18 protein-coding genes are annotated in these 20,819 nt (G+C 61.5%); 8 read left to right on the forward strand and 10 right to left on the reverse strand.

What is annotated here, in order from left to right:
- Positions 1-77 precede the first annotated feature (77 nt).
- Together ACOH1Z_RS08345 and ACOH1Z_RS08350 are read right to left on the reverse strand one after the other, a co-directional pair.
- Positions 78-1,148, reverse strand: a complete 1,071-nt coding sequence (locus ACOH1Z_RS08345) for an NADH:flavin oxidoreductase/NADH oxidase (RefSeq protein ID WP_449647978.1) — start codon at positions 1,146-1,148, stop codon at positions 78-80.
- Entirely contained in the window at positions 1,145-1,903 is a 759-nt protein-coding gene (locus ACOH1Z_RS08350) for an SDR family NAD(P)-dependent oxidoreductase (RefSeq protein ID WP_449647979.1), read from the reverse strand. The genes ACOH1Z_RS08345 and ACOH1Z_RS08350 overlap by 4 nt, the downstream gene beginning before the upstream one ends.
- A gap of 134 nt (positions 1,904-2,037) precedes the next feature.
- Between ACOH1Z_RS08350 and ACOH1Z_RS08355 the strand changes: the two genes are divergently transcribed.
- Genes ACOH1Z_RS08355 through ACOH1Z_RS08380 form a run of 6 tightly spaced genes read left to right on the forward strand, consistent with a single transcriptional unit; the run spans position 2,038 to position 10,233 of the window.
- Complete coding sequence (locus ACOH1Z_RS08355; protein WP_449647980.1) at positions 2,038-3,429, forward strand: aminotransferase; 1,392 nt, start codon at positions 2,038-2,040, stop codon at positions 3,427-3,429.
- Positions 3,422-4,549 (forward strand): ATP-NAD kinase family protein, encoded by a 1,128-nt coding sequence (locus ACOH1Z_RS08360; RefSeq protein ID WP_449647981.1) that lies wholly within the window; start codon positions 3,422-3,424, stop codon positions 4,547-4,549. The genes ACOH1Z_RS08355 and ACOH1Z_RS08360 overlap by 8 nt, the downstream gene beginning before the upstream one ends.
- A gap of 22 nt (positions 4,550-4,571) precedes the next feature.
- Positions 4,572-5,978: an aminomethyl-transferring glycine dehydrogenase subunit GcvPA gene (gene gcvPA / locus ACOH1Z_RS08365; RefSeq protein ID WP_449647982.1), complete on the forward strand. Its 1,407-nt coding sequence runs from the start codon at positions 4,572-4,574 to the stop codon at positions 5,976-5,978.
- Entirely contained in the window at positions 5,975-7,507 is a 1,533-nt protein-coding gene (gcvPB, locus tag ACOH1Z_RS08370) for an aminomethyl-transferring glycine dehydrogenase subunit GcvPB (RefSeq protein WP_449647983.1), read from the forward strand. The genes gcvPA and gcvPB overlap by 4 nt, the downstream gene beginning before the upstream one ends.
- Positions 7,507-9,240 carry an FAD-dependent oxidoreductase gene (locus ACOH1Z_RS08375; RefSeq protein ID WP_449647984.1) on the forward strand — a complete coding sequence of 578 codons (1,734 nt, stop codon included), beginning with the start codon at positions 7,507-7,509 and terminating at the stop codon, positions 9,238-9,240. The genes gcvPB and ACOH1Z_RS08375 overlap by 1 nt, the downstream gene beginning before the upstream one ends.
- A gap of 12 nt (positions 9,241-9,252) precedes the next feature.
- Positions 9,253-10,233, forward strand: coding sequence for an NAD-dependent epimerase/dehydratase family protein (locus ACOH1Z_RS08380; protein WP_449647985.1), 981 nt, complete (start codon positions 9,253-9,255; stop codon positions 10,231-10,233).
- 43 nt (positions 10,234-10,276) lie between these two features.
- Here the strand turns inward: ACOH1Z_RS08380 and ACOH1Z_RS08385 are convergent, their stop codons facing one another.
- The 8 genes from ACOH1Z_RS08385 to ACOH1Z_RS08420 form a co-directional block, all read right to left on the reverse strand.
- Complete coding sequence (locus ACOH1Z_RS08385; protein WP_449647986.1) at positions 10,277-11,359, reverse strand: NADH:flavin oxidoreductase/NADH oxidase; 1,083 nt, start codon at positions 11,357-11,359, stop codon at positions 10,277-10,279.
- A gap of 97 nt (positions 11,360-11,456) precedes the next feature.
- Positions 11,457-11,783: a (2Fe-2S)-binding protein gene (locus ACOH1Z_RS08390; protein WP_449647987.1), complete on the reverse strand. Its 327-nt coding sequence runs from the start codon at positions 11,781-11,783 to the stop codon at positions 11,457-11,459.
- The gene (locus ACOH1Z_RS08395) at positions 11,780-12,724 is read right to left on the reverse strand and encodes a dihydrodipicolinate synthase family protein (RefSeq protein WP_449647988.1); all 945 of its coding nucleotides are present in this window, start codon (positions 12,722-12,724) and stop codon (positions 11,780-11,782) included. Before ACOH1Z_RS08395 ends, ACOH1Z_RS08390 begins: the two co-directional genes overlap by 4 nt.
- Positions 12,725-12,782: 58 nt before the next feature.
- Positions 12,783-15,467, reverse strand: a complete 2,685-nt coding sequence (locus tag ACOH1Z_RS08400; RefSeq protein ID WP_449647989.1) for an FAD-dependent oxidoreductase — start codon at positions 15,465-15,467, stop codon at positions 12,783-12,785.
- A gap of 3 nt (positions 15,468-15,470) precedes the next feature.
- Positions 15,471-16,301 carry a transporter substrate-binding domain-containing protein gene (locus tag ACOH1Z_RS08405; RefSeq protein WP_449647990.1) on the reverse strand — a complete coding sequence of 277 codons (831 nt, stop codon included), beginning with the start codon at positions 16,299-16,301 and terminating at the stop codon, positions 15,471-15,473.
- A 60-nt stretch (positions 16,302-16,361) separates the two neighbouring features.
- Positions 16,362-17,135 (reverse strand): amino acid ABC transporter permease, encoded by a 774-nt coding sequence (locus ACOH1Z_RS08410; protein ID WP_449647991.1) that lies wholly within the window; start codon positions 17,133-17,135, stop codon positions 16,362-16,364.
- Entirely contained in the window at positions 17,135-17,914 is a 780-nt protein-coding gene (locus ACOH1Z_RS08415; protein ID WP_449647992.1) for an amino acid ABC transporter ATP-binding protein, read from the reverse strand. The genes ACOH1Z_RS08410 and ACOH1Z_RS08415 overlap by 1 nt, the downstream gene beginning before the upstream one ends.
- 17 nt (positions 17,915-17,931) lie before the next feature.
- Complete coding sequence (locus ACOH1Z_RS08420) at positions 17,932-18,897, reverse strand: VOC family protein (RefSeq protein ID WP_449647993.1); 966 nt, start codon at positions 18,895-18,897, stop codon at positions 17,932-17,934.
- A gap of 312 nt (positions 18,898-19,209) precedes the next feature.
- Between ACOH1Z_RS08420 and ACOH1Z_RS08425 the strand changes: the two genes are divergently transcribed.
- Together ACOH1Z_RS08425 and ACOH1Z_RS08430 are read left to right on the forward strand one after the other, a co-directional pair.
- A complete protein-coding gene (locus tag ACOH1Z_RS08425; protein WP_449647994.1) occupies positions 19,210-19,992 on the forward strand; it encodes an SDR family NAD(P)-dependent oxidoreductase in 783 nt (260 codons plus the stop codon).
- Positions 19,993-20,772 carry an SDR family NAD(P)-dependent oxidoreductase gene (locus tag ACOH1Z_RS08430; protein WP_449647995.1) on the forward strand — a complete coding sequence of 260 codons (780 nt, stop codon included), beginning with the start codon at positions 19,993-19,995 and terminating at the stop codon, positions 20,770-20,772.
- Positions 20,773-20,819 lie beyond the last annotated feature (47 nt).

The raw sequence follows: 20,819 nt of genomic DNA on the forward strand, positions 1-20,819 counted from the left end.
CTACGTGAGGCCCCCGTGCCGCGACAGTTGTCGTAGCGCGGGGGCCTTTGTCGTTGAGCCTGCCGGAAAGCGAGCGACTAGCCTCGCGCTGCCGCCCCGTACTGATTTGGCCAGCGAGGCTCGGCTCGCAACTTTTCCGCAGCGATGTTTACCCAGTGCGGCTCTCGCAACACTGCGCGGCCCAACATGACTGCGTCTGCCTGACCGGAGCGGATAATTGTCTCAGCCTGGGCCGCGTCGGTGATTAGTCCGACCGCGGAGGTGGCCAGGCCGGACTCCGCTCTAACTTGGGCCGCGAAAGGCACTTGGTAGCCGGAACCGATGGGGATCGACGTGCGCACGATGCCGCCAGTCGAGCAGTCGATGAGGTCAACGCCAAGGTCCTTCAGTACGACGGAGAGCCGTACGGTGTCCTCGATAGACCAGCCACCCTCAGCCCAATCGGTCGCCGAGACCCGCACGAACAGGGGTCGACCAGCTGTCCACACTTCGCGGACCGCAGTCACCACTTCGCGGAGCATTCGCGTGCGACCGTCGAAATCGCCTCCGTAGCCATCTGTGCGCTGGTTTGAGAGCGGCGAGAGAAACTGGTTGAGCAGGTAGCCGTGGGCCGCATGGAGTTCGATGACGTCGAATCCGCACTGGATAGCGCGCCGAGCTGCTGCAACGAAGTCGCTGATGATGCGCTCGATCTCTGTGACCGTGAGCTCTTGGGGTTCAGGAAGCTCGGCGAACGGGATGGGTGAGGGAGCGACGGTCGACCATCCGCCATCAGCGGGATCGATGTAGCCCGTGCCCGACCATGGCGTTGAGGTGGATGCCTTGCGGCCGGAGTGCACGAGCTGCACTCCGATGTGGGTTCCCTGTTCGTGAACGAAATTGACGATGGGTTTCCAGCCGGCGGCTTGCTCATCGTTCCAGAGACCGGTGTCTTGGGGGGAGAGTCGGCCTTCGGGGCTGACTGAAGTCGCCTCGGTCAGGATGAGGCCGGTTCCGCCCATCGCAAATTGGCCGAGATGCACAAGGTGCCAGTTGAGTGGCACTCCATCCGAGCCTGCGGAGTACTGGCACATGGGCGAGACCCACGCGCGGTTGGCGAAGGTGACATCGCCGATGGTGAGGGGGCTGAAAAGGTGCGACGCGCTCATCGAACGTAGCTCGCGCCGTTGACGTCGAGGGTGGCTCCAGTGAGGTGACGCAAGCGTCCCTCACACAGCATGCCCACCAGCGTCGCGATGTCTGTGGGGGGAACCCATTCCTTCATGGCGAGGCTCTCGGTGATGCGGTCGACCCCGCCGGAGCTCAATGCCGCGGTCTGGCTCATCTCGGTCTGAACAACGCCCGGAGCAATGAGGTACGCGAGCACGTTGTCTGCGGCGTAGGCGCGAGCGACAGTCTTGAGCATGGCCGCGTAGGCCGCTTTCGATGCCGAGTAGCCGACGAGGCGCGAACTGGATGCTCCGCGCTGGGCGGCCCAGCTGGAGATGCCGACGATGACGCCGCCGCCATTCTCTAGGTGGTGTTGCGTCGCAAGACGAGTGAGGTCGGATGGTGCGCGAGTGTTGACCTGAAGAGCGAGGTCCCACGCGGCGTTCCACTCTGCTTCCGGGGCGTCGAAGTCAACTTCGGGCATGACGGCGGCGTTGCACACGACAGCGTCTACTCGGCCGTGCCAGTCGACAGCGGTCTTCCAGAGTTGGGCTGCTGCTGCGGGGTCAGAGAAGTCTGCAGACACCAGAAGCCTTTCGGAAGCGGCTGCTGTTGCCTCTTCTGCACCGGCAGCAGAGGTGTTGTACTGGGCGATGACGTGCGCACCGCGCTCGCTCAGTTCGCGAGCAATGCTGGCCCCGATGCCGCGCGAGGCGCCCGTCACGAGAATATTCTTGCCTGAGAGATAATCCATGGTTTCCTCCGCGGAAGCTTTAATCGTCAACTATCGCGATTCCGTCGTTGATTTGGTAGGTTCATATTACGAACTTAAGTTCTTAGAACGCACTTTATTGCTTTCGAGCATAGCAAACCCTAGGGAGTCACCCCATGTCGCACCAGTCCTCGGCTTCCCTCCAGGAGATGGATCGTCACAACCTGTTTCACCCGTTCACGGCGCTGAAGACATTTAATGAGACAGGCCCTTCGTTGACCATCGTGAGCGGTTCAGGATCAACGCTGACGGACTCCAACGGCGGAACCTACCTCGATGCAATGGCGGGGTTGTGGTGCGTCAATATCGGCTACTCTCGCCCCGAGATGGCGGAAGCCCTCGCGCACCAAGCGAATACGCTGCCGTACTATCACGCGTTCTCCGGCATGGGCACTGATCTTCCCGCCCGCCTTGCGAAGCGTCTCACCGATATGGCACCGGTTCCGGTGTCTCGCGTCTTCTTTGGCAACAGTGGTTCTGACGCCAACGACACTCAAGCCAAGCTGGTCTGGTACTACAACAACGTGCGCGGGCTGCCGCAAAAGAAGAAGATCATCTCCCGCACCCGCGGCTACCACGGCGTGACTGTACTGAGCGCGGGATTGACCGGGCTCACGAACCTGCACGATGGCTTCGACCTGCCACTGCCGATGATTCGCCACGTGCGCCCGCCGCACCGTCTGTGGGAAGCAGAACCCGGCATGACTGATGCCGATTTCGTCGCCGTTCTTGCCCGTGAACTCGAAGAGCTCATTCTCGCCGAGGGCCCCGATACTGTCGCCGCCTTCATCGCCGAGCCCATGCAGGCTGCCGGCGGAGTCATCATCCCTCCCGCTGGATACTTCGAAGCGATCCAGGCAGTGCTGAACAAGTACGACGTCCTTCTGATCGCTGATGAGGTTGTCTGTGGCTTCGGGCGACTCGGCGTCGACTTCGGAACGACCGCCTTCGGCATGAAGCCTGACCTCATCACCGTGGCCAAGGGCATCACCTCGGCCTACGTTCCCCTCTCGGCGTGCCTCGTGACCCCGAAGGTGTGGGATGTCGTGATGGCCGGGCAGGACCTCTACGGAGGATTCGGCCACGGCTACACCTACTCGGCGCATCCGCTTGCCGCAGCTGCAGCACTGACGAACCTCGACATCATCGAGAACGACAACCTCACGGAACGCGCCGCTACCGTCGGCGCGCACATGCACCGTCGATTGCAAGAAGAATTCGCCGGGCATCCGAACGTCGGCGAAATCCGCGGTCAGGGTCTCGTGGGCGCTGTCGAGTTCGTTCAGAGCACGGCACCCATGAAGGCCTTTGACCCCGCGATGGGATTCGCCGCGAAGGTAACCAAGCGCAGCCTCGCGCACGGCGTTGTGACTCGTGCCCTTCCGGCCGCAGACACCATTTCGTTCTCCCCGCCGTTCACCACCACAGAAGAAGAAATCGACGCCATGGTGGCAGGAACGCGACGGGCTCTCGACGACGTAGTGAAAGAAGAAGGACTGATTGGCTAAAGCCCTTTCCACGGTTGTTCGGGTTGGCGTTATCGTCAACCCGATCGCCGGTATGGGTGGAGCGGTCGCAATTCACGGAACCGATGGCGATGCTTCTGAACAGGCACGCGCTCTCGGAGCTTTGCCCGGAGCCGAGGAGCGGATGCAACGTGCACTCGCTGTGCTGCGTCGCGAGCATCCGGCAGCAATCGACATCGTGGCGGCGGCCGGTGCAATGGGCGAGAACAGTGTGCGCGCCAGCGGACTGACAGTGGCACGCACGGTGGGAGTCGCGAGCGAAAGAACGTCGGCTGCTGATACTCACGCTGCGGCAATCGCGATGCGAGACGCCAACGTCGATCTGCTTCTCTTCGCTGGCGGAGATGGAACAGCGGCCGACATCGTCGCTGAGCTTGGAACCGCGATCACCGTGCTCGGCACCCCCAGCGGAGTAAAGATGCACTCGGGAGTCTTCGCTCACACGCCCGAGCGCGCGGGCGAAATTGCCGCCGAATACCTTTCGGCGGGCGAGCGTCGGCTCTCTCACGAGACCGAAGTTCTGGATGTCATCCCCGGTGATCAGGACGTCAGCGACATCGCGGTGGCGCGAGTGCCGCACGCGACCGCCGGAGTGCAGGGCCCCAAGGTGGCCCGCGCTGACAGCACGAATGCTGATATCCCGGCTCTCGGTGCTCAAATCGCGGCCAGTATGACGGCAGGCACGAGCTACATTCTCGGCCCGGGAACGACCGTCGGCAGCATCCTTGTTGCGCTGGGACTCGAGGGCACTCGCAACGGTTTTGACATCGTCGCTGATGGAGCAGTTGTTGTTGCCGATGCTTCGGAGAACGCGCTGTGGGAGCATGTTTCCACGCATCCTGGCAGCGTATTGATTCTTGGGGTTGTCGGTGGTCAAGGGTTCTTGCTTGGCCGTGGCAATCAGCAAATCAGTCCCCGAGTTCTGGCTCTTATTGACGACGACAACATTGTGATCGTCGCAGCGCAAAACAAGATCGATGCGTTGCAACCCCCTGTACTTCACGTCGACCTCGGTCGGGCTGAGCCGCACCTTGCACTGCAGGGTCATCGCCGAGTCCGCACGTCGCCGACACGCAGCACTGTCCTAAGAATCACCAACTAGTTCCCGCTGGAAGGAAGCGAAAATGAGCCAGCTCACCCCTCATCCCTATATGGGAAACTCAACCGAGGCCATTCACGAGAGAATGCTCGCCGCGGTTGGAGCCTCCTCGATTGAGGAGTTGTTCGAGCAGATCCCCGCTGAGCACTATGGCACGCAGGGCGAAACCCTTCCCGACGGGATCCTGTCGGAGGCAGCCCTTGAGCGTCACGTCGATGACATTCTTCGTTCGAACAAGAACACTCGCGACAATCTGAGTTTCTTGGGTGCCGGCAGTTGGCAGCATCACGTTCCGGCTGTCTGCGACGAGATCGCTGGGCGAAGCGAATTTCTCACATCGGTGTGGGGAACTCCGTCGTCTGACCACGGACGCAATCAGGCTTGGTTCGAGTTCTCCTCTCAGCTCGGAGAACTCCTTGACCTTGAATTCGTCGGCCTCCCGGTCTACAGCTGGGGCTCGGCGGGCGGAAACGCGCTGCGCATGGCGGCCCGCCTCACGGGACGCAACCGGGTCATCGTCACGAAGGCCATCGATCCCGAGCGTCGCGCCGTTATCGAAAGCTACTGTGGGACGCAGGGGTCATCGCGAGCACTCGAGATTATCGATCTCGACTACGATGCCGCTACAGGTAAAGCAGACCTCGATCAGCTTGCAAAGGTGCTCGATGACACCATCGCTGCCGTCTACATCGACACCCCCAACCACCTCGGAGTCTTCGAAGCCCAAGCGGCAGAGATTACGGCCAGGGCGCACGCGGTTGGCGCGGAAATGATCGTCGGAACCGACCCGGTTAGCCTCGGAATCGTGGCACCGCCAGCCAGCTATGGCGCGGACATCGTGATCGGCTCGACCCAACCCCTCGGTGTTCCTCTTAACGCGGGTGGTGGCGTTGGCGGTTTCATCGCGACGCGCGACGAAGAACGGTATGCCCGGGAGTTTCCGACCCTTCAGGTCAGCATCACAGAAACGCTCGTCCCTGGTGAGCGTGCCTTCGGCTTGACGCTCTTCGGGCAGAGCTCTTACGGTGCGCGAGAAGACGGTAACGACTGGACAGGCAACTCGGTTTATCTCTGGGCTATTCGCAACACGGTCTACATGGCACTCATGGGGCCCACGGGATTCGCTGAACTCGGCAGCACGATCATCTCGAATGCGCACGAAACGGCCAATCGCATCGCCGGTATCGATGGCGTGACGGTGCGCTTTGACTCCGGCTTCTTCAAAGAGTTCGTCGTCGACTTCACCGGTACCGGAATGACTGTCGCCGAAATCAACGAGAGGCTGCTTGCCGAGGGCATCTTCGGCGGCAAGGACCTCAGCGTCGACTTCCCTGAGCTCGGGCAAAGTGCTCTCTACTGTGTGACAGAAGTGCACACGGAGGGCGATATCGAGCGATTGATCAGCTCCCTAGGAAAGGCGGTCACGCGATGACTCGCAGCGAAATTCGTCCATTCCACTCCGCACGCTGGAGCGAACCCGTCATTATGGAGATGGGTTCTCCCGGCCGGCGCGGTACCGTGCCGCCAACTTCGTGGGCGAGTGCCGATGCAGCCGGGCTTGTTCCCGCTGGACTGCGTCGCGCCGAAGCACCCGGGCTTCCCGAGATGTCGGAACCCGATGTTCTTCGCCACTACCTTCACCTCTCTCAGCAGACCATGGGAATGGTGGGCATCAGCCTGTTCGGGACCTGCACCATGAAATACAACCCGCGCATCAGCGAGCGAATCATTGCCCGCCCCTATGTCGCGGATGTGCATCCGGCCCAGGATCCGTCGACGATGCAGGGCGTTCTTCAGATCGTGGATGAGTTCTCTCAGGCTCTCACGACGCTCTCGGGAATGCCAGCCTTCACCTTCCAGCCCGGCGGTGGAGCCGCTGCCGCATTCACGCACGCGGCCGTCACTCGCGCGTATCACGCATCACGTGGCGAGCTCGGGCAGCGCACTGAAATCATCACCACGGCTCAATCGCACCCGTCTAGTCCCGCGACTGCTTCGGCTGCAGGCTTCGACATCATTACCCTTCCCGTTGAAGAGAACGGATACCCGTCGGTTGAAGCGCTGCGGGCCGCGGTGAGCGATCGCACGGCAGCACTCATGGTCAACAACCCTGATGATATGGGCATCTACAACCCCCACATTAAGGAGTGGGTCGAAATCGTTCACGAAGCGGGCGGACTCTGCTTCTACGACCACGCCAACTTCAATGGCGTAATGACTCGCTTGCGCGCGGCAGAGCTCGGCTTCGATGCGTGCATGTTCATGCTCCACAAGACCTTCGGCGTTACGAAGGGTGGTGGCGGTCCGGCTGTGGGTGCCTATGGATGCTCCGAGGAACTCGCTCCCTTCTTGCCCGGGCCCCGCATCGAGAAGGTCGACGACACCTTCACGCTCGTGGAGTCCCCATCGAGCCTGGGTCGCATCCGCGAATATCTCGGAAACGTGCCGCAGGTAATCGCGGCATACACCTGGCTCACAGCAATGGGCGGCAATGGTTTGCGCGAAGCAGCAGACCTGTCAGTGCTCACCAACAACTACATGGAGAAGCGCATTCTCGAGATTCCCGGAATCACGAAGGCTTTTCCCGACATGACCAAGCGCCGACTGGAAATGACTCGGTTTAGTCTGGGCGACATCACCGCCGAGACTGGGGTGACGGCAGTGGACATCCAGAACCGGATGACCGACTTCGGCATCGATGCGTACTGGTTGAGCCACGAACCGTGGATTGTTCCTGAGCCCTTCACCCCGGAGGCCGGCGAGGCGTGGTCGATTGAAGACATTGACTACTGGATCGACGTGCTCGCTCACGTAATCGACGAAGCTCGCAGCGATGCAGAGCTCGTAAAAACCTCGCCCCACAACCAGGTTGTCGCGCGTGCCAACGGAGCGGGGCTTGATGACCCCGAGCGTTGGGCAACGACGTGGCGCGCCTACCAGCGAAAAAACGGTAACCACTAGTGCGAATTCATAGCAAGGGGTTCGGCGACGCTCCCCGCGCCATTACGGTCAACTACAACGGGGAAGCTGTCGAAGCCCAAGCCGGTGACACGGTAGCGTCGGCGCTTATTGCCGCCGGGGATCCGGCTTTGCGGGTGGCCCGAGAAGGCGACAAGCGCGGAGTTTTCTGTGGAATGGGCGTGTGCGCTGAGTGCACGGTCATGATCGAGGGCAAGGGCGAGAGTCTCGCGTGCATGACCCCAGCCGCGGACGGCATGGTCGTCGATTCTGCTGAGCCGCGGCTCGATCTGCCCAGCTTGGACGACAGCACCAGCCTTCCCGAGTCGACGCTGACGCCCGACGTGGTCGTGATTGGCGCTGGCCCGTCGGGGCTTGCCGCCGCAGCGGTTGCGGCCGAGGGCGGGCTCGATGTCATCTTGCTCGACGAGCGTGGCAAACTCGGTGGCCAGTACTACAAGCAGCCCGCTCCCGACTTCGACCTCGATGAGCAGCGCCTTGATGGCCAGTATCAGCGTGGTCGGGCTCTGATTGAGCGCGCACGGGCATCAGGCGTTCGTATTCTCGACCGCGCAAAAGTGTGGGGAGCATTTGCTCCGGATCACATCGTTGCCGCGAGTCCGGTCGAACGATGGGTCATTCGTGCCAAGCGAGTCGTTCTCGCGACAGGGGCGTATGAGCGTGGTGTCCCGATGCCAGGCTGGACCCTGCCCGGGGTCATGACGACCGGCGCAGCTCAGACTCTCTCGCGTTCGTATCAAGTGTCGCCAGGTCAACGGGTGTTGGTGGCGGGCAACGGTCCTTTGAACATGCAGGTCGCAGCGGAGCTCGCGGCGGCAGGGGCGCGCGTTGTCGCTCTCGTTGAATTAGCGAGCCCCGTGCGGGCCGCCAACGTTTTCTCGGGCGCAACGATGGCCTTTTCGTCTCCCGGACTCATCGCTGATGGCGCAAAGTACGGCCTCGCGCTCGCTCGGGCCCGCGTTCCCGTCATCACAGGAAGTGCGGTCGTGCGCCTGACCGGCGACGAGAATGGAGTGACCGGCGCCGTGGTGGCACGGTTGCGTGCCAACGGAACGCCCATCGCCGAAACCGAGCGCAGCTTCGAAATTGACGCGGTGTGCATGGGTTACGGCTTCTTGCCATCGAACGAGATCGCGCGGATGCTCGGCTGCCGCCACTCGTGGGATGACTCGCTCAAGACCCTCGTGGTTGAGCGCGACGCCGACGGTCGTACCTCCGTGCCGGAGACATATGTGATTGGCGACTCTGCCCAGGTGCACGGCGCGAAGGTTGCGCAGGCCCGCGGTGTCATCGCCGGTTCCTCGATCGTGGCCGAACTTGGCGGAGTTGCCTCGAGCGCACATAACCGTGAACTCCGCGCAGCTCGCCGAAACTTGGCTCGCAACTTGAGGTTCCAGAATTCGCTGAACCGCGTCTTTGCTGCGCCGGTTCTCACGATCGAGCTGGCGACCCCCGAAACAACAGTCTGCCGTTGTGAGAGCCTCAGCCTTGAGACGGTCGCGCGCGGCGTCGATGAACTGACGTCGAGCGCCGGTGCCAGTAAGCGAGTGTCGCGGGTGGGAATGGGCAAGTGCCAGGGCCGCTATTGCGGTCCGGTTGTTGTGGCGCTTTCTGCCGAACGAAGCGGAAATCCGGTGGATGAACGTTCAGGCTTCGCGCCTCAAGTTCCGTTTAAGCCGACACCGATTTCAGTCATCGCATCACCAGAACAGTAGAAAGAGGTACGCGTGAGAGTTGTTGTCGTTGGAGCTACTGGACACGTCGGCGGCTACCTGGTTCCCGAGCTTGTAGCCTCGGGCCACGATGTCGTCGCTGTGAGCCGCACAGCAACTCCGCGCTACCGCCAACACGAGGCGTGGGCTTCGGTTGAGCACGTCATGATCGACCGCGACGCTGGCGAAAAGGCCGGCACCTTCGCAGACGATATTGCAGGCTTGAACGCCGACGTTGTTGTCGACATGATCTGCTTCACTCCGGAGTCAGCTGCGCACCTTATTGAGGGACTGCGCGGACGCATCTCGCGCCTCATCATGTGCAGCACCATTTGGGTGAAAGGACGGCTGTCGTCTGTGCCGGCGGACGAAGATGTCGTGAGCGAACCGTGGGGCGATTACGGCATTCTCAAGGCTGCGGTTGAAGAAGTCCTCCGTCTCGAGTCGTTGCGGCCCGACGGGCTTCCCAGCACCGTCATCCGCCCGGGTCAGATTTGTGGGCCAGGCTGGGCCGTCATTAACCCTCAGGGCCACGGTGGTCTGGAAGTGTGGGAGACCCTCGCCGCTGGCGAACCAGTGGCTCTGCCCAACTTTGGGCTCGAGACCCTTCACCATGTGCATGCCAGTGATGTCGCGCAGGTGTTCCAGCTGGCGGTCGAGCGAGAAACCGCTCCGGCATTCGACGTGTTCAATGCTGTTGCTGCCCGCGCAAGCAATCTTCGCGGGTTGGCGGCGGCGATCTCTCAGCGCTTCGGTCACGACGTGACCTATGACTTCCTCCCCTTCGAGAGCTTTCGCGAGCGAGTAACGCCGAAGCAAGCATCCACGTCGTTCGAGCACATCACTCGAAGCCATGTCATGAGCATCGAACGCGCTCAGACAGAGCTGGGGTATCGCCCTCGCTTCACGTCAGAAGAAGCGGTCGCATCATCCGTGGGCTGGCTCTGCGCTACGGGTGGACTATCGCCAAAGGCCGCCGAGCGGTGGCTGAGTTAACCACTGCTCGACGGCCTCACAGAACTGCGGGCGGCTCGCGCGCTTAGGGAATGCTGTTCCAGTACTTTGCGCGGTTGTACTGCCACGCCCACTCAAGCTCGCCGCCGAGCTCAGAAGCTGACCGCAGGGCGAAGTTGGGTTCGCGCAAGAACTGGCGCGCGACGAACACGATGTCGGTGTCGCCGGTCACGATCGCCGCCTCTGCTTGCTGGGGCGACGTGATGAGGCCAGCAACACCAACGGGCAGGTCGACCTCGGCGCGAATCTTGCGAGCCAACGGCTGCTGGTAACCGGGTCCCGGCACAATGTGCTGGCCGGGGCTGTTTCCACCGGAGGAGACGCTGATGAGGTCAACGCCCTCTAGGCTGCGAATAACCGCGATGGTGTCATCGACGGTCACGCCGCCGGGAACCCACTCAGTGGCCGAGAGGCGCAGTACGAGTGGCATGTCGGCGGGGATGACCTCGCGGACGGCAGCAACTACTTCGCGCAGGATGCGGGTGCGTCCGGCCTCATCGGTGCCGTATTCGTCCGTACGCGTATTCGAGGTCGGCGACAGGAACTGCCCGAGAAGATAGCCGTGGGCGGCGTGCACCTCGACCAAGTCGAAACCAGCCTCAACAGCACGGCGTGCGGCATCCCGATAGTCGTCGACGACCTTAGCAATGCCCACGTGATCGAGCGCAACAGGAGCCGCGAATGGTTCGTAGGGCAGGTCGGTAGGCCCGACCGTTTGCCAGCCACCCTCAGCCGGCGGAACGTAACCGCGACCGCGCGTGGGAGGAGCCGTTGACGCCTTGCGGCCAGCGTGCGAGAGCTGCATTCCGATGAGGGAGTCCATGCTGTGCACGAAGTCCACGACGCGGCGCCAACCGATGGTGTGCTCGTCGTTCCAGAGCCCAGCGTCGTCGGGCGAGATTCGGCCTTCAGGCGAGACCGCGGTGGCCTCGGTCATGATGAGACCGGCGCGGCCGAGCGCAAATGAACCGTAGTGGGCAATGTGGAAGTCAGCGGGTTGACCGTCGACCGACGAGTACATGCACATGGGGGCGACCCAGAGGCGATGCGGAACAGTAAGACCGTTGATCGTGATCGGTTCGAATAGCTGAGATTTGGGGAGAGACATACAAGGTCCTTTCGATGGAGATCACTTCAAAACTGGGGTTCGCACGGGCCCGACGGTGGGGCGCAGCGCTGAGGAGTCAGCGCTCAACCGTGCCGCCCTAACTGTGCACTTCTCCTGGCTCATCCGATGCAAGCCCTGCACCACGCTGTCGTTCGACGGTCAAACCATCCCGCACCCACGTCACACACGTGCGAGTGTTGGGCACGCCATCGACCGTCATAACGCAATCGAAACAAATGCCCATGCCGCAGAAATATCCCCGCGGCTCACCTGATTCGTGTTCGCGAAGTTCATTCTGGCCACACGCCATGATCGCGGCGGCGACGCTTTCGCCTTCGAACGCATCCTGGGGCGCACCGTCGACAACGATACGCACCGGGGTTCCACGTTCCATGCCGTGGCCCGGAATGCGGCCCGAGGTCACGCTTGCCCCGCAGTGGCGCTCAGTAATCCTTCGTCGACAAGCACGGCGCGCATGGCATCCAAAGCAGCGGGGTCGCTGACGGGAAGTCGCGGGCGTCGAACGTGGCCAGCGGGCTGGTCGAGCATGTGCATCAGGGCCTTCAGCTGCGACTGGTAGCCGCCGTAGATTCCTGCCCAACCGCCGGGAAGCCAGAGCTTCGGAAAGAGACGGTCTTGCACCGCGGCGTAGCGCTCCATGGCATCGAAGTCGCCTGCCCAGTAGTTCTCCCAGAATTGCGGATCGGGAGAACCAAAGAGCGAGCCGCCACCAACGGTGCCGTCACCGCCTTCAGTGCGCAGTACTTCAACACCGCGAGCAGACATATACGGCCCGAAAACGCGTACCCGGTCGCGAACTCGTCGCGACGTCTCGAAGAACTGGTCAACGTTGGGTGTGCTGTCTTTGATGGCCACGATGGAGTCAATGTCGGCGAGACGATCAGCGAGGTCAGAATCGATATCTATGCCGGTGCCGTGCGGCCAGTTGTAGACCACAGTTGGTCCCTGAACAGCGGCGCTGACCTCTTCGTACCAGGTCACTACTTCGTTGGGGAAGAGCTTGATGTAAGGCGGCGGGGAGACGAGAACGCCGGAGGCTCCCGCATCGAGAGCGTGACGCGCCAGTACCTGCACATTCTCCACGGTGTTCGAAGTGCATCCCACCAGCACGGGCATTCTTCCGTTCGCGGCAGCGACGGTAGTTTCAGCCACGGCCTTTCGCTCGTCAACGCTCTGCGAGAACCATTCCCCGCACGTGCCATTAACGACGACACCGTGCATCCCGCGTTCCGCGTACTGATTAATCAGCGCGTGCATCGTTTCGGTATCAAGCGCTCCCGACTCGGTAAACGGAGTCACAACGGCGGGAAAATAGCCTGCCCAATCGACGTCATCACGATTCATCTCAACGCTCCTCTATATGTGGTGTAACAAAACTGTGGATAATTCCCTGCCGCGTAACCTACGACATTCGATCGAGAGAGAATCGCTTGTGGAAGGGTGAAGCGCCCTTGTGCTGTTCTGCGATCTGTTCCGATAGTTGGAAGGCGTATATCGGCGAGAACGTGAATCCGGTGGTGGCAACGCACGCGTAGTAGCCGGGCACTTTTTCGGATTCACCGACGATGGGTGATTTGTCATCGGTGAACGCAATCACTCCCGACCAAGTGCGGATGACCCTCACGTCGTCGAGTGCAGGGATGACATCTCGGGCAACGTTGAGGTTTCCCGCGGCGCTCTGCCACTGGGTGGGATACCGGGTGGGGTAGGCCGATGCGCCTGTCGGCCAGCCTCCACCCACGATGAACCCACCCTGAGAGGTCTGCTTGAGAGTGAGTCGGCGACCGATGTGCTGCACCATCGATGGCAGCAGCTTCGGGCGTGACTCGGTGACGTTCACGTGCAGGCCCTCGCGCCGGATGGGGAAGTTGAGCCCAACCATTTCGGCGAGATCGCCAGCCCAAGCTGCGGCACAGTTCACCACGCGGCGGGCATAGTAGGTGCCTTGAGTGGTGCGCACGGTGAAGCGTCGTGACTCCGACGCCGCGTTCACTTCGATGCCGAGCACTTCGGTGTGGGTCTTGACGGTGCCACCGGCTTCAACCGCACGAAGCGCATAGAGAGGGGCCGTGGTGAGCGGATTCGCGTGCCCTTCGAGTCCACAGTACGTAGCGCCGATAACTCGATCAGAGAAGTAGGGAGCCCGGTTGGCGAGTTCAGCACCGGTTAGCACCTCGGTTTCGATCCCGGCCTCAGCCTCGAGCAGGTGCTTCTCGTGCAGAATCTGGAGTTGCTCAGGAGTCTCGGCGACCATCCAACCACCGGTTTGGTGAAGCCCGACATCTGCGCCGAGCTCGGTGCTGAGCCCCTTCCAGAGCTCGTAGGCACGCACGCTGTCGCGCGCATCACCGAGTAGCCGATCCCGGTCAGCTGAAGTTCCCTGGCCAGAGAGCTGGTGGATGGCGAGTTGAAAGTGGAAGCTTCCTGCGTTGGTTCCGGATGCCTCACGGTTGAGTTCGCCACGCTCAAGAAGCGTGACGTCGATGCCTTCTTTGGCGAGGTAGTAGGTGACAGCGGCGCCAGCGATGCCGCCACCGATGACGAGCACGTCGGTCTCGCCGACAACGCTCGAGGCTGCATCAGAGCGTGCAGCAGAGTTCAGGTCGGCGCGCTCGGGTTCCGTTGGTCGCACGGCCGAAGTGTCGAACAGGCCGGGATCGGTGACCGCTGGGTTCGCGATCGCACCGATCGCGGTCGGTCGCAGCGGCATCCGCGGTGTTGCGGGCTCGACGTCGGCGAGAGGAACTCCGCGTCTCGTGGCGATCATTGCCGCAATATGGCGGCCACACATCCGCCCCTGGCATGGCCCCATGCCCGCGCGGGTAAGCCCCTTGACAGCGCTGACGTCGGGAGCGCTCTCGATCGCTTCTTGGATAGCCGCAAGCTTTGTGCCCTCACACCGGCACACAGTGGTGTCGGGTTCGGCGAGCTCGAAGATTCCCTCGCCGACGTGATACATGCGGTCGGCCGCAGTCGTGAGCGCACGTCGGCGCCCGACTCGTTTGAGAAGACGGGATGCCCGAGAGGTGCTCTCTCGTTCACTCAGGATTCCGGCGTCCTGTGCCACCGCTAGGCCAGCAAGTCGCCCTTCGTCAGCGGCGACAGCGGAGCCCTCGACGCCGGCGCCGTCTCCCGCCGCGTAAATTCCGGAGACGCCCGTGCGGCACCAGTCGTCACGCTTGACGACGGGGCCGCCCAGGTCTTCGTTGCTGTCGAAGTCGCAACCTACGAGGCGCAGAAGTTCTGTGGAGGGGGAGAAGCCGTAGCCAACGCAGAGAACGTCGGCATCGATGGTTTCTTCTGTGTTCGGCACGACACGCCATTCGGCGTCCACTGCGGCATGAACGACTCGTTCAACTCGCCCGTCACCCTCAGCGCGCACGATGATGCGACCGTATTTGAGGGGGATCTTGTGGGTGAGGAGCGAAGCGCGGTATTTGGCCGCATCCATCAGTAGCCCGATGTTGCCCGGCGCAGCGAGTCCGACGTTCGCGAGGTCGACGATGCCCGGCGTGGGGCCAGACTCTAGAGCGGTGACAATGTTGGCGCCGTAACCCGCAAGTTGGGCGGGGAAGGCCAACGCCACCGGTCCTGAGCCGGCAAAGACGATGCGCTCGCCGGGAACGACCGCTTGAGTTTTGGCGAGCGTTTGCAAGCCACCGGCGGTGATAACGCCGGGGAGGGTCCAGCCAGGAAAGACCACTGGCCGGTCATTTGCTCCGGCCGCCACGATGATGCGAGCAGCGCTTAGCCGTTCGACGGCGTTGCCTTCGCGTTGGACCATAGCGGTCCAGCCTTCAGAAGAGGGTTCGAGGTTGACCACGCTCGCCCGAAGGATGATTTCTGCGCCGCTCTGCTCTGCCTCGTCAATGAGGCGGCGCCCCGCGGGGTACTGCGCCCCCATCGCGCGCGGATTGGTTACCCGCATCCCGGGGCCAGGTTGTTTATAGACCTGGCCCCCGAGAGTTGGGCGTTCGTCGATGAGCGCTGCGTTCAGGCCTGCGGCCGCTGCGGTGGATGCCGCAGCCATTCCGGCGGGGCCGCCCCCCACTACCAGAACATCAAAAACACGCTCATCTGTGTGCATTGTTTAGCAGCCACCCGGCATATCGGGCATCTGCGGTGCCATGATCGACGTGTAGAGGTCCTTGAGCGTTCCATCGTTCTGTGCGGAGCAGAGGAACTCGTCGAGCTGGGCTACGAGAGCACTGTTGCCCTTCTGAACTCCCCACGAACCGTAGTAAAGGCTCAGCGGCCCATCGACCTCAGCCTGAGCCAACTGGTTGGGGTTGGCGACGCTGAACTGAGCGAGGATGTAGTCCTCAACGACCACTGCAGCGGCACGACCGGTAGCAACCTCAAGAAGCGCTGCGTTCTGGTCGGGGAAGCCCTGCACAGTGGCGTTGGGGAAGTTGTCGCGAATCAGTTGTTCGTTGCTCGAACCCTGAAGAGCGGTGATGATGACGCCCTCTTTGTTCAGCTCGTCGATTGACAGGCTGGTTGCTGACCCTTCCGGCACAGCAAGGATGCTGCTGTAAGGAACGTAGCCGCGCGAGAAGTCAATGACTTCCTTCCGCTCGTCGGTGGCGCTCAGGCCGACGGAGACCATATCGAACTGCTTGGCTTGCAGTCCCGGAATGAGGCCAGCGAAGTCGAGGTTCTTGATTTCCAGTTCGACGCCCATTTCGTCGGCGAGGGCGTTGAGCAGCTCGACGTCATAACCTGTGGGCTCGTCGCCTTCGAGGTACATCTGTGGCTTGTACTGCAGGTTCATCCCGACGACGAGCACGCCCGGTGTCATCAGGGCGTCATTCGCTTCAGCAGCGCCCTGATCGGTGGTGCTTCCGCCTGAGCAAGCTGACAGCACCATCGCTGCAGTCGCCATTGCCGCGACGAGCGGCAAGCGTAGTGACTTCTTCATTGTGTTCTCCTTCTAGTTTTATTCGTTGTGTGTTAACTAGGTGTCGGGTCGGGCCGCGTGTTACTTCACGAACAACTGCGCGGTCGCGAGGGAGTTGGCTTTGGTGCTGGCGACGATTTTTTCGATCGTTCGACGCTGGCGAGCACGGATGGCGCGGCCAAGCACGGCCTTTGGGGGCCGAACATAGACGCCTTCGATGAGCCGGAAAATCAGGTCGATGGCGAAAGCGGCAATCACGTAAATGATTGCTGCTGCGGTGTAGAGGACAAACGGTTGGAATGTGGTCGCAACAAGGTTTTGAGTTACTCGAACAACTTCGAGTAGCCCGATGACAGTGAAGGTCGAGGTGTCTTTGACCATTCCGATGTACATGCTTCCGATGTTCGGGAGCGCAATCTTGATGGCCTGCGGGAGCGTCACCGAGAAGAAGATCTGGCTCGAGCGCATCCCGAGCGCCCAGCCAGCCTCGGTGTGTCCGTGAGGAACAGCGGCGAGCGCGGAACGGAAGATCTCTGCCAAGAAGGCGCTATAGAGCATCGACAGCGCGATGACACCGGCTTGGAACACGCTAAAGCTGATGTCGAGCACTAGGGAGAGACCGAAGTAGACCCAGATGACACTCACGAGCGCGGGCACACCACGGAAGACGTTGATGTACACGACGGCGATCCAGCTGACGGACTTGGGGCCGTTGCGCAGTACCGCCAAGAGCAATCCGACAACCGTCGAGATCACGAGCGCGACGGTGGAGACAGACAGTGCCGTCCACATTCCGTTGATCAGGGCCTCACGGTTATCCCAGATCAAACTCCAGTCGAAGTCCAACAGGCTCATTACTTCACCGCTTTCAAGAATTCTTTGGCACGATCTGTGGTGCAGTTGTCGTAGAACCCGCGGGGTCCCGACTCAACAATTCGTCCGTCTTCCATGAAAACGTTCAAATCGCCAATTTCTCGGGCGAAGCCGAATTCGTGGGTGACGACGACAATGGTCATTCCCGTCTCCGCAACTTCACGCATGCTCTTCAGTACTTCTCCGACGAGTTCCGGGTCGAGGGCTGATGTCGGTTCGTCAAACAGGATGACGTCTGGGTCGAGAGCGAGGGCGCGAGCAATCGCGACTCGTTGCTGTTGGCCTCCGGAAAGTTCAGACGGGTAGTGCCCGGCCCGTTCGAGTAGGCCGACCTTGCGCAGCGCTTCCGCGGCGTGCTCGCGAGCATCACCCTTACTCTTCCCTTGCGCTTTGCGTTGCGGGAGAGCCACATTGTCGAGGGCGCAAAGGTGGGGGAACAGATTGAATTGTTGAAAAACCATGCCGACTTTGCGGCGCAGCTGCAGTTTGGTCCCGCGCTTGACGTTTGTCTCGCCTGGGCGCCCTGGCCCGTACTCGACATCGTCGACCTTGAGCGAGCCTTTTGTGGGATCTTCAAGAAGGTTGATGCTGCGAAGCACTGTGGACTTTCCCGATCCGGAGGGTCCGAAGAGTACGACGTGTTCACCCCTATGGATGTCGAGATCGATCCCGTGCAGCACCTCTGTTTGCCCGAAGGACTTGTGGAGCCCACGAATCTGAACGATGGGGGTTCGCGCGGTGGCGCTAGTAGCAATGGTCATATTCTCGATATCGTTTGTCAGGCTCGAACTTCGGTAATGGAGACGTACAGACCTGCGGGGTCTTGGAAGTAGGCATAACGCCACACTTGACCGTCTGGCATAGCGATCTCAACCGGTTCACCCACGAGAGGAACATTGATCGAGGCAAGGTAGGCCAGTGCAAGGTCGAGGTTGCGAGCGCCGATTGCGAACTCGAAAGTACCGAGGTGCCCCCACTCGCCACGCATGTCGGCTCCGGGAGGATCCTGTTCTACCGGCTCAAGCGCGCCGCCGTGAGGACTCGTGAGCAGCATCATCCGCTGTACCGGAGGCACACGGCCGACGGATTCGAACCAGGGGTTCATGGGCTCGTTTACTCCGCTGGCGTCGAAGAGTTTGCCGGTGAAGCCTAGGTCTCGGTAGAACGCTTCCGTGCGGTCGATGTCGTGAACTCCGAAGGCCACGTGATTCACGCCTTGAGGGCCTGCGGGATGTGGCCATCCTGATTCGAGGCTCGACCATTCGATGAGCTCGATCTTCGCCCCATCGGGGTCGGACACATAGGAGAGGCCGCAGTGTGTTTGGTAGGGCTCTAAGACCTGATCGTCGGGAGCCATCAGGCTGGTGTGGCCGGCGGCGACGAGCGAATCATAGAACTCGGATTGGCCTTTCACATGCAGGCACACTTCGCAGATTCCGGGCTCGCCGTATGCGAAGCCTTCGGGAACTGGGGCGGCGTGACGGTTCGTCAGCTGAACGAGTTTTACGCCGGACCGGCCAAGGACGGTGGGGTTAATGCTGCGGAGGTACACGACGCGAGCTTCTGTGGAGGCGTGCCCTGTTGCCTGCTCAAGGCCGCCAAGAGGGCCCGTGTAGTCGAAGACGATGTCTGAGAAGCCGAGCTGGCCGTAAAAGTTGAGCGACGCCTGCATGTCTGAGACGCCGACTCCGATGTGGTCGAGTCCGACCAGGGAGCCGAAACCGTACGTGGAATGACTGGTCATCCGAATCCTCCGGTGCTCGAAATTGTGGCTACTGGGATGCCGATAGGGCTAGCGGTGCGGGTCACGGCACGGGATGACTACTTCGTCGCCCGTGCAGAAATGTTTGCACACCGAACGTTTGAACGCAATACGAACACAAAAGTTCGTATTGCGTTCAAAGGTTCGCATATCGTACTGTTTTGAACAGCGAACCCCCGATTTTGCGGGAAACCAGAGATTTCAGCGGTCGTAGCGTCGCCGTCACGATCGAACGAGGTTTGCGCAACAGACCGCCGAAGCACACTCATCAGCCGACGAAACACTGGAGGGGAAATGGACGAAACAGCACCCGCACCCCAGTCGAACTCCGCGTCAACGGAGTTCGCATCGCGCCGCTTTCTTGTATCCGGTGGAGCGCAAGGCCTCGGTCTCGCGATTGTTAACCGTTTGGCTGCAGCCGGCGCCTCCGGCCTCATTCTTGATCTCGGCGCGAGCGCCAGCGTGCCTGCTCCGTGGCCGTCAGTCGCTGTCGATGTCACCGACGAAGCCGCCGTACGTCACGCAATCGAAAGCGACGTTGCAGAGCATGGTGCCTTTAATGGACTTGTTGCGGCAGCCGGAATTGTTCCCGCCTGGCACAACCCGACCGATATCGATCTCGACGTGCTTGATAAAACGATCGCCGTGAACGTCACCGGCTTTGTTTCGGTCATGAAGTACGCGGCGAGAGACATGCCTCGGAACTCGACGATCGTCGCGATTGGGTCTCTGAATTCCTGGCGAGGGGACCCCAATGTCATGGCCTACGCGGCCAGCAAGCACGCCGTGCTCGGGGTGGTCCGTTCAGCGGCTCAGTCGCTGGGGCCTCGCGGCATCCGTGTCAACGCGGTCGCGCCAGGGCCCGTTGCGACCGCTGCACTGCTCGGCCGGATGAAGGAGCGCAGCGCCAGCACGGGGATGGAGCCAGCCGAAGCCGTGCGTGCTGCAGAACAACTCACGGTGCTGGGGGCGCTTGCCAGCGCTCACGATGTCGCGAACGCTGTTGCCTTTCTTTCCTCACCGAGTTCGGCCGCAATTACGGGGCACCTTCTTCCCGTTGATGGAGGGTTGCTCTAGATGCCTGATCTTGCAAACACTCTGGACCTGTCTGACCGCACCGCACTCATTACGGGTGTTTCGGGGGCGATCGGATCTCATATCGCCTCCACATTCATCAACCGTGGCGCTCGAGTGGCCGGGACGTACCGCAGTCGTGAAACGTCTGCACGAGCCGCTCTCGCCGCTGCACGGCCTGATCACTCGACTCTGCTGCAGACAGATATCGACTCGCCCGAATCCGCACGGGGTTTATGGCAGCGGGCAGAAGAGTGGAATGCGATCGACACTCTCGTGGTCAATGCCGCGACCATGGCGTCCGCCCCTCTCGCCGGCCGCGATGACGAGGCATGGGACCGCAGTTGGGAAAACCTCCTCCAAGTGAACGTGCTCGGTGCCGCGACCTTGATGCGCGAAGCGGCACTCTCCTTCGCGGAGCGCGGCTACGGAAGTATTGTGGCGATTTCCAGTTGGGCGGCCGAGCAAGGTTCTCGGATTCCAGACGCTAACGCCTACGCGGCGTCGAAGGCAGCACTGCGCAACTTCGCTCAGACTCTCGCCAGATCCTATGCTCGGGACGGGGTGCGGGTGTACATCATTGCTCCCGGCGTTGTCGGCGGCGGGATGGGCACCTCAGGCCTCCAGCCCGCCGAAATTCAGGCCGCCGCGGAGGGGCTTGCGATGGGACACCATGTTGACCCTCGCGAGGTCGCTGAACTCGCCGCATTCTTAGCTACTGACCGTTGCCCGAGCCTCACCGGGTCGACTATTGACCTCAATGGGGCGTCGTACATCCGTTAGAGCCCTCCATGACTTTCCCGCCTTGCGCCCTCCAACTTTTCAGTTAG

The organism is Rhodoglobus sp., from assembly GCF_053580035.1.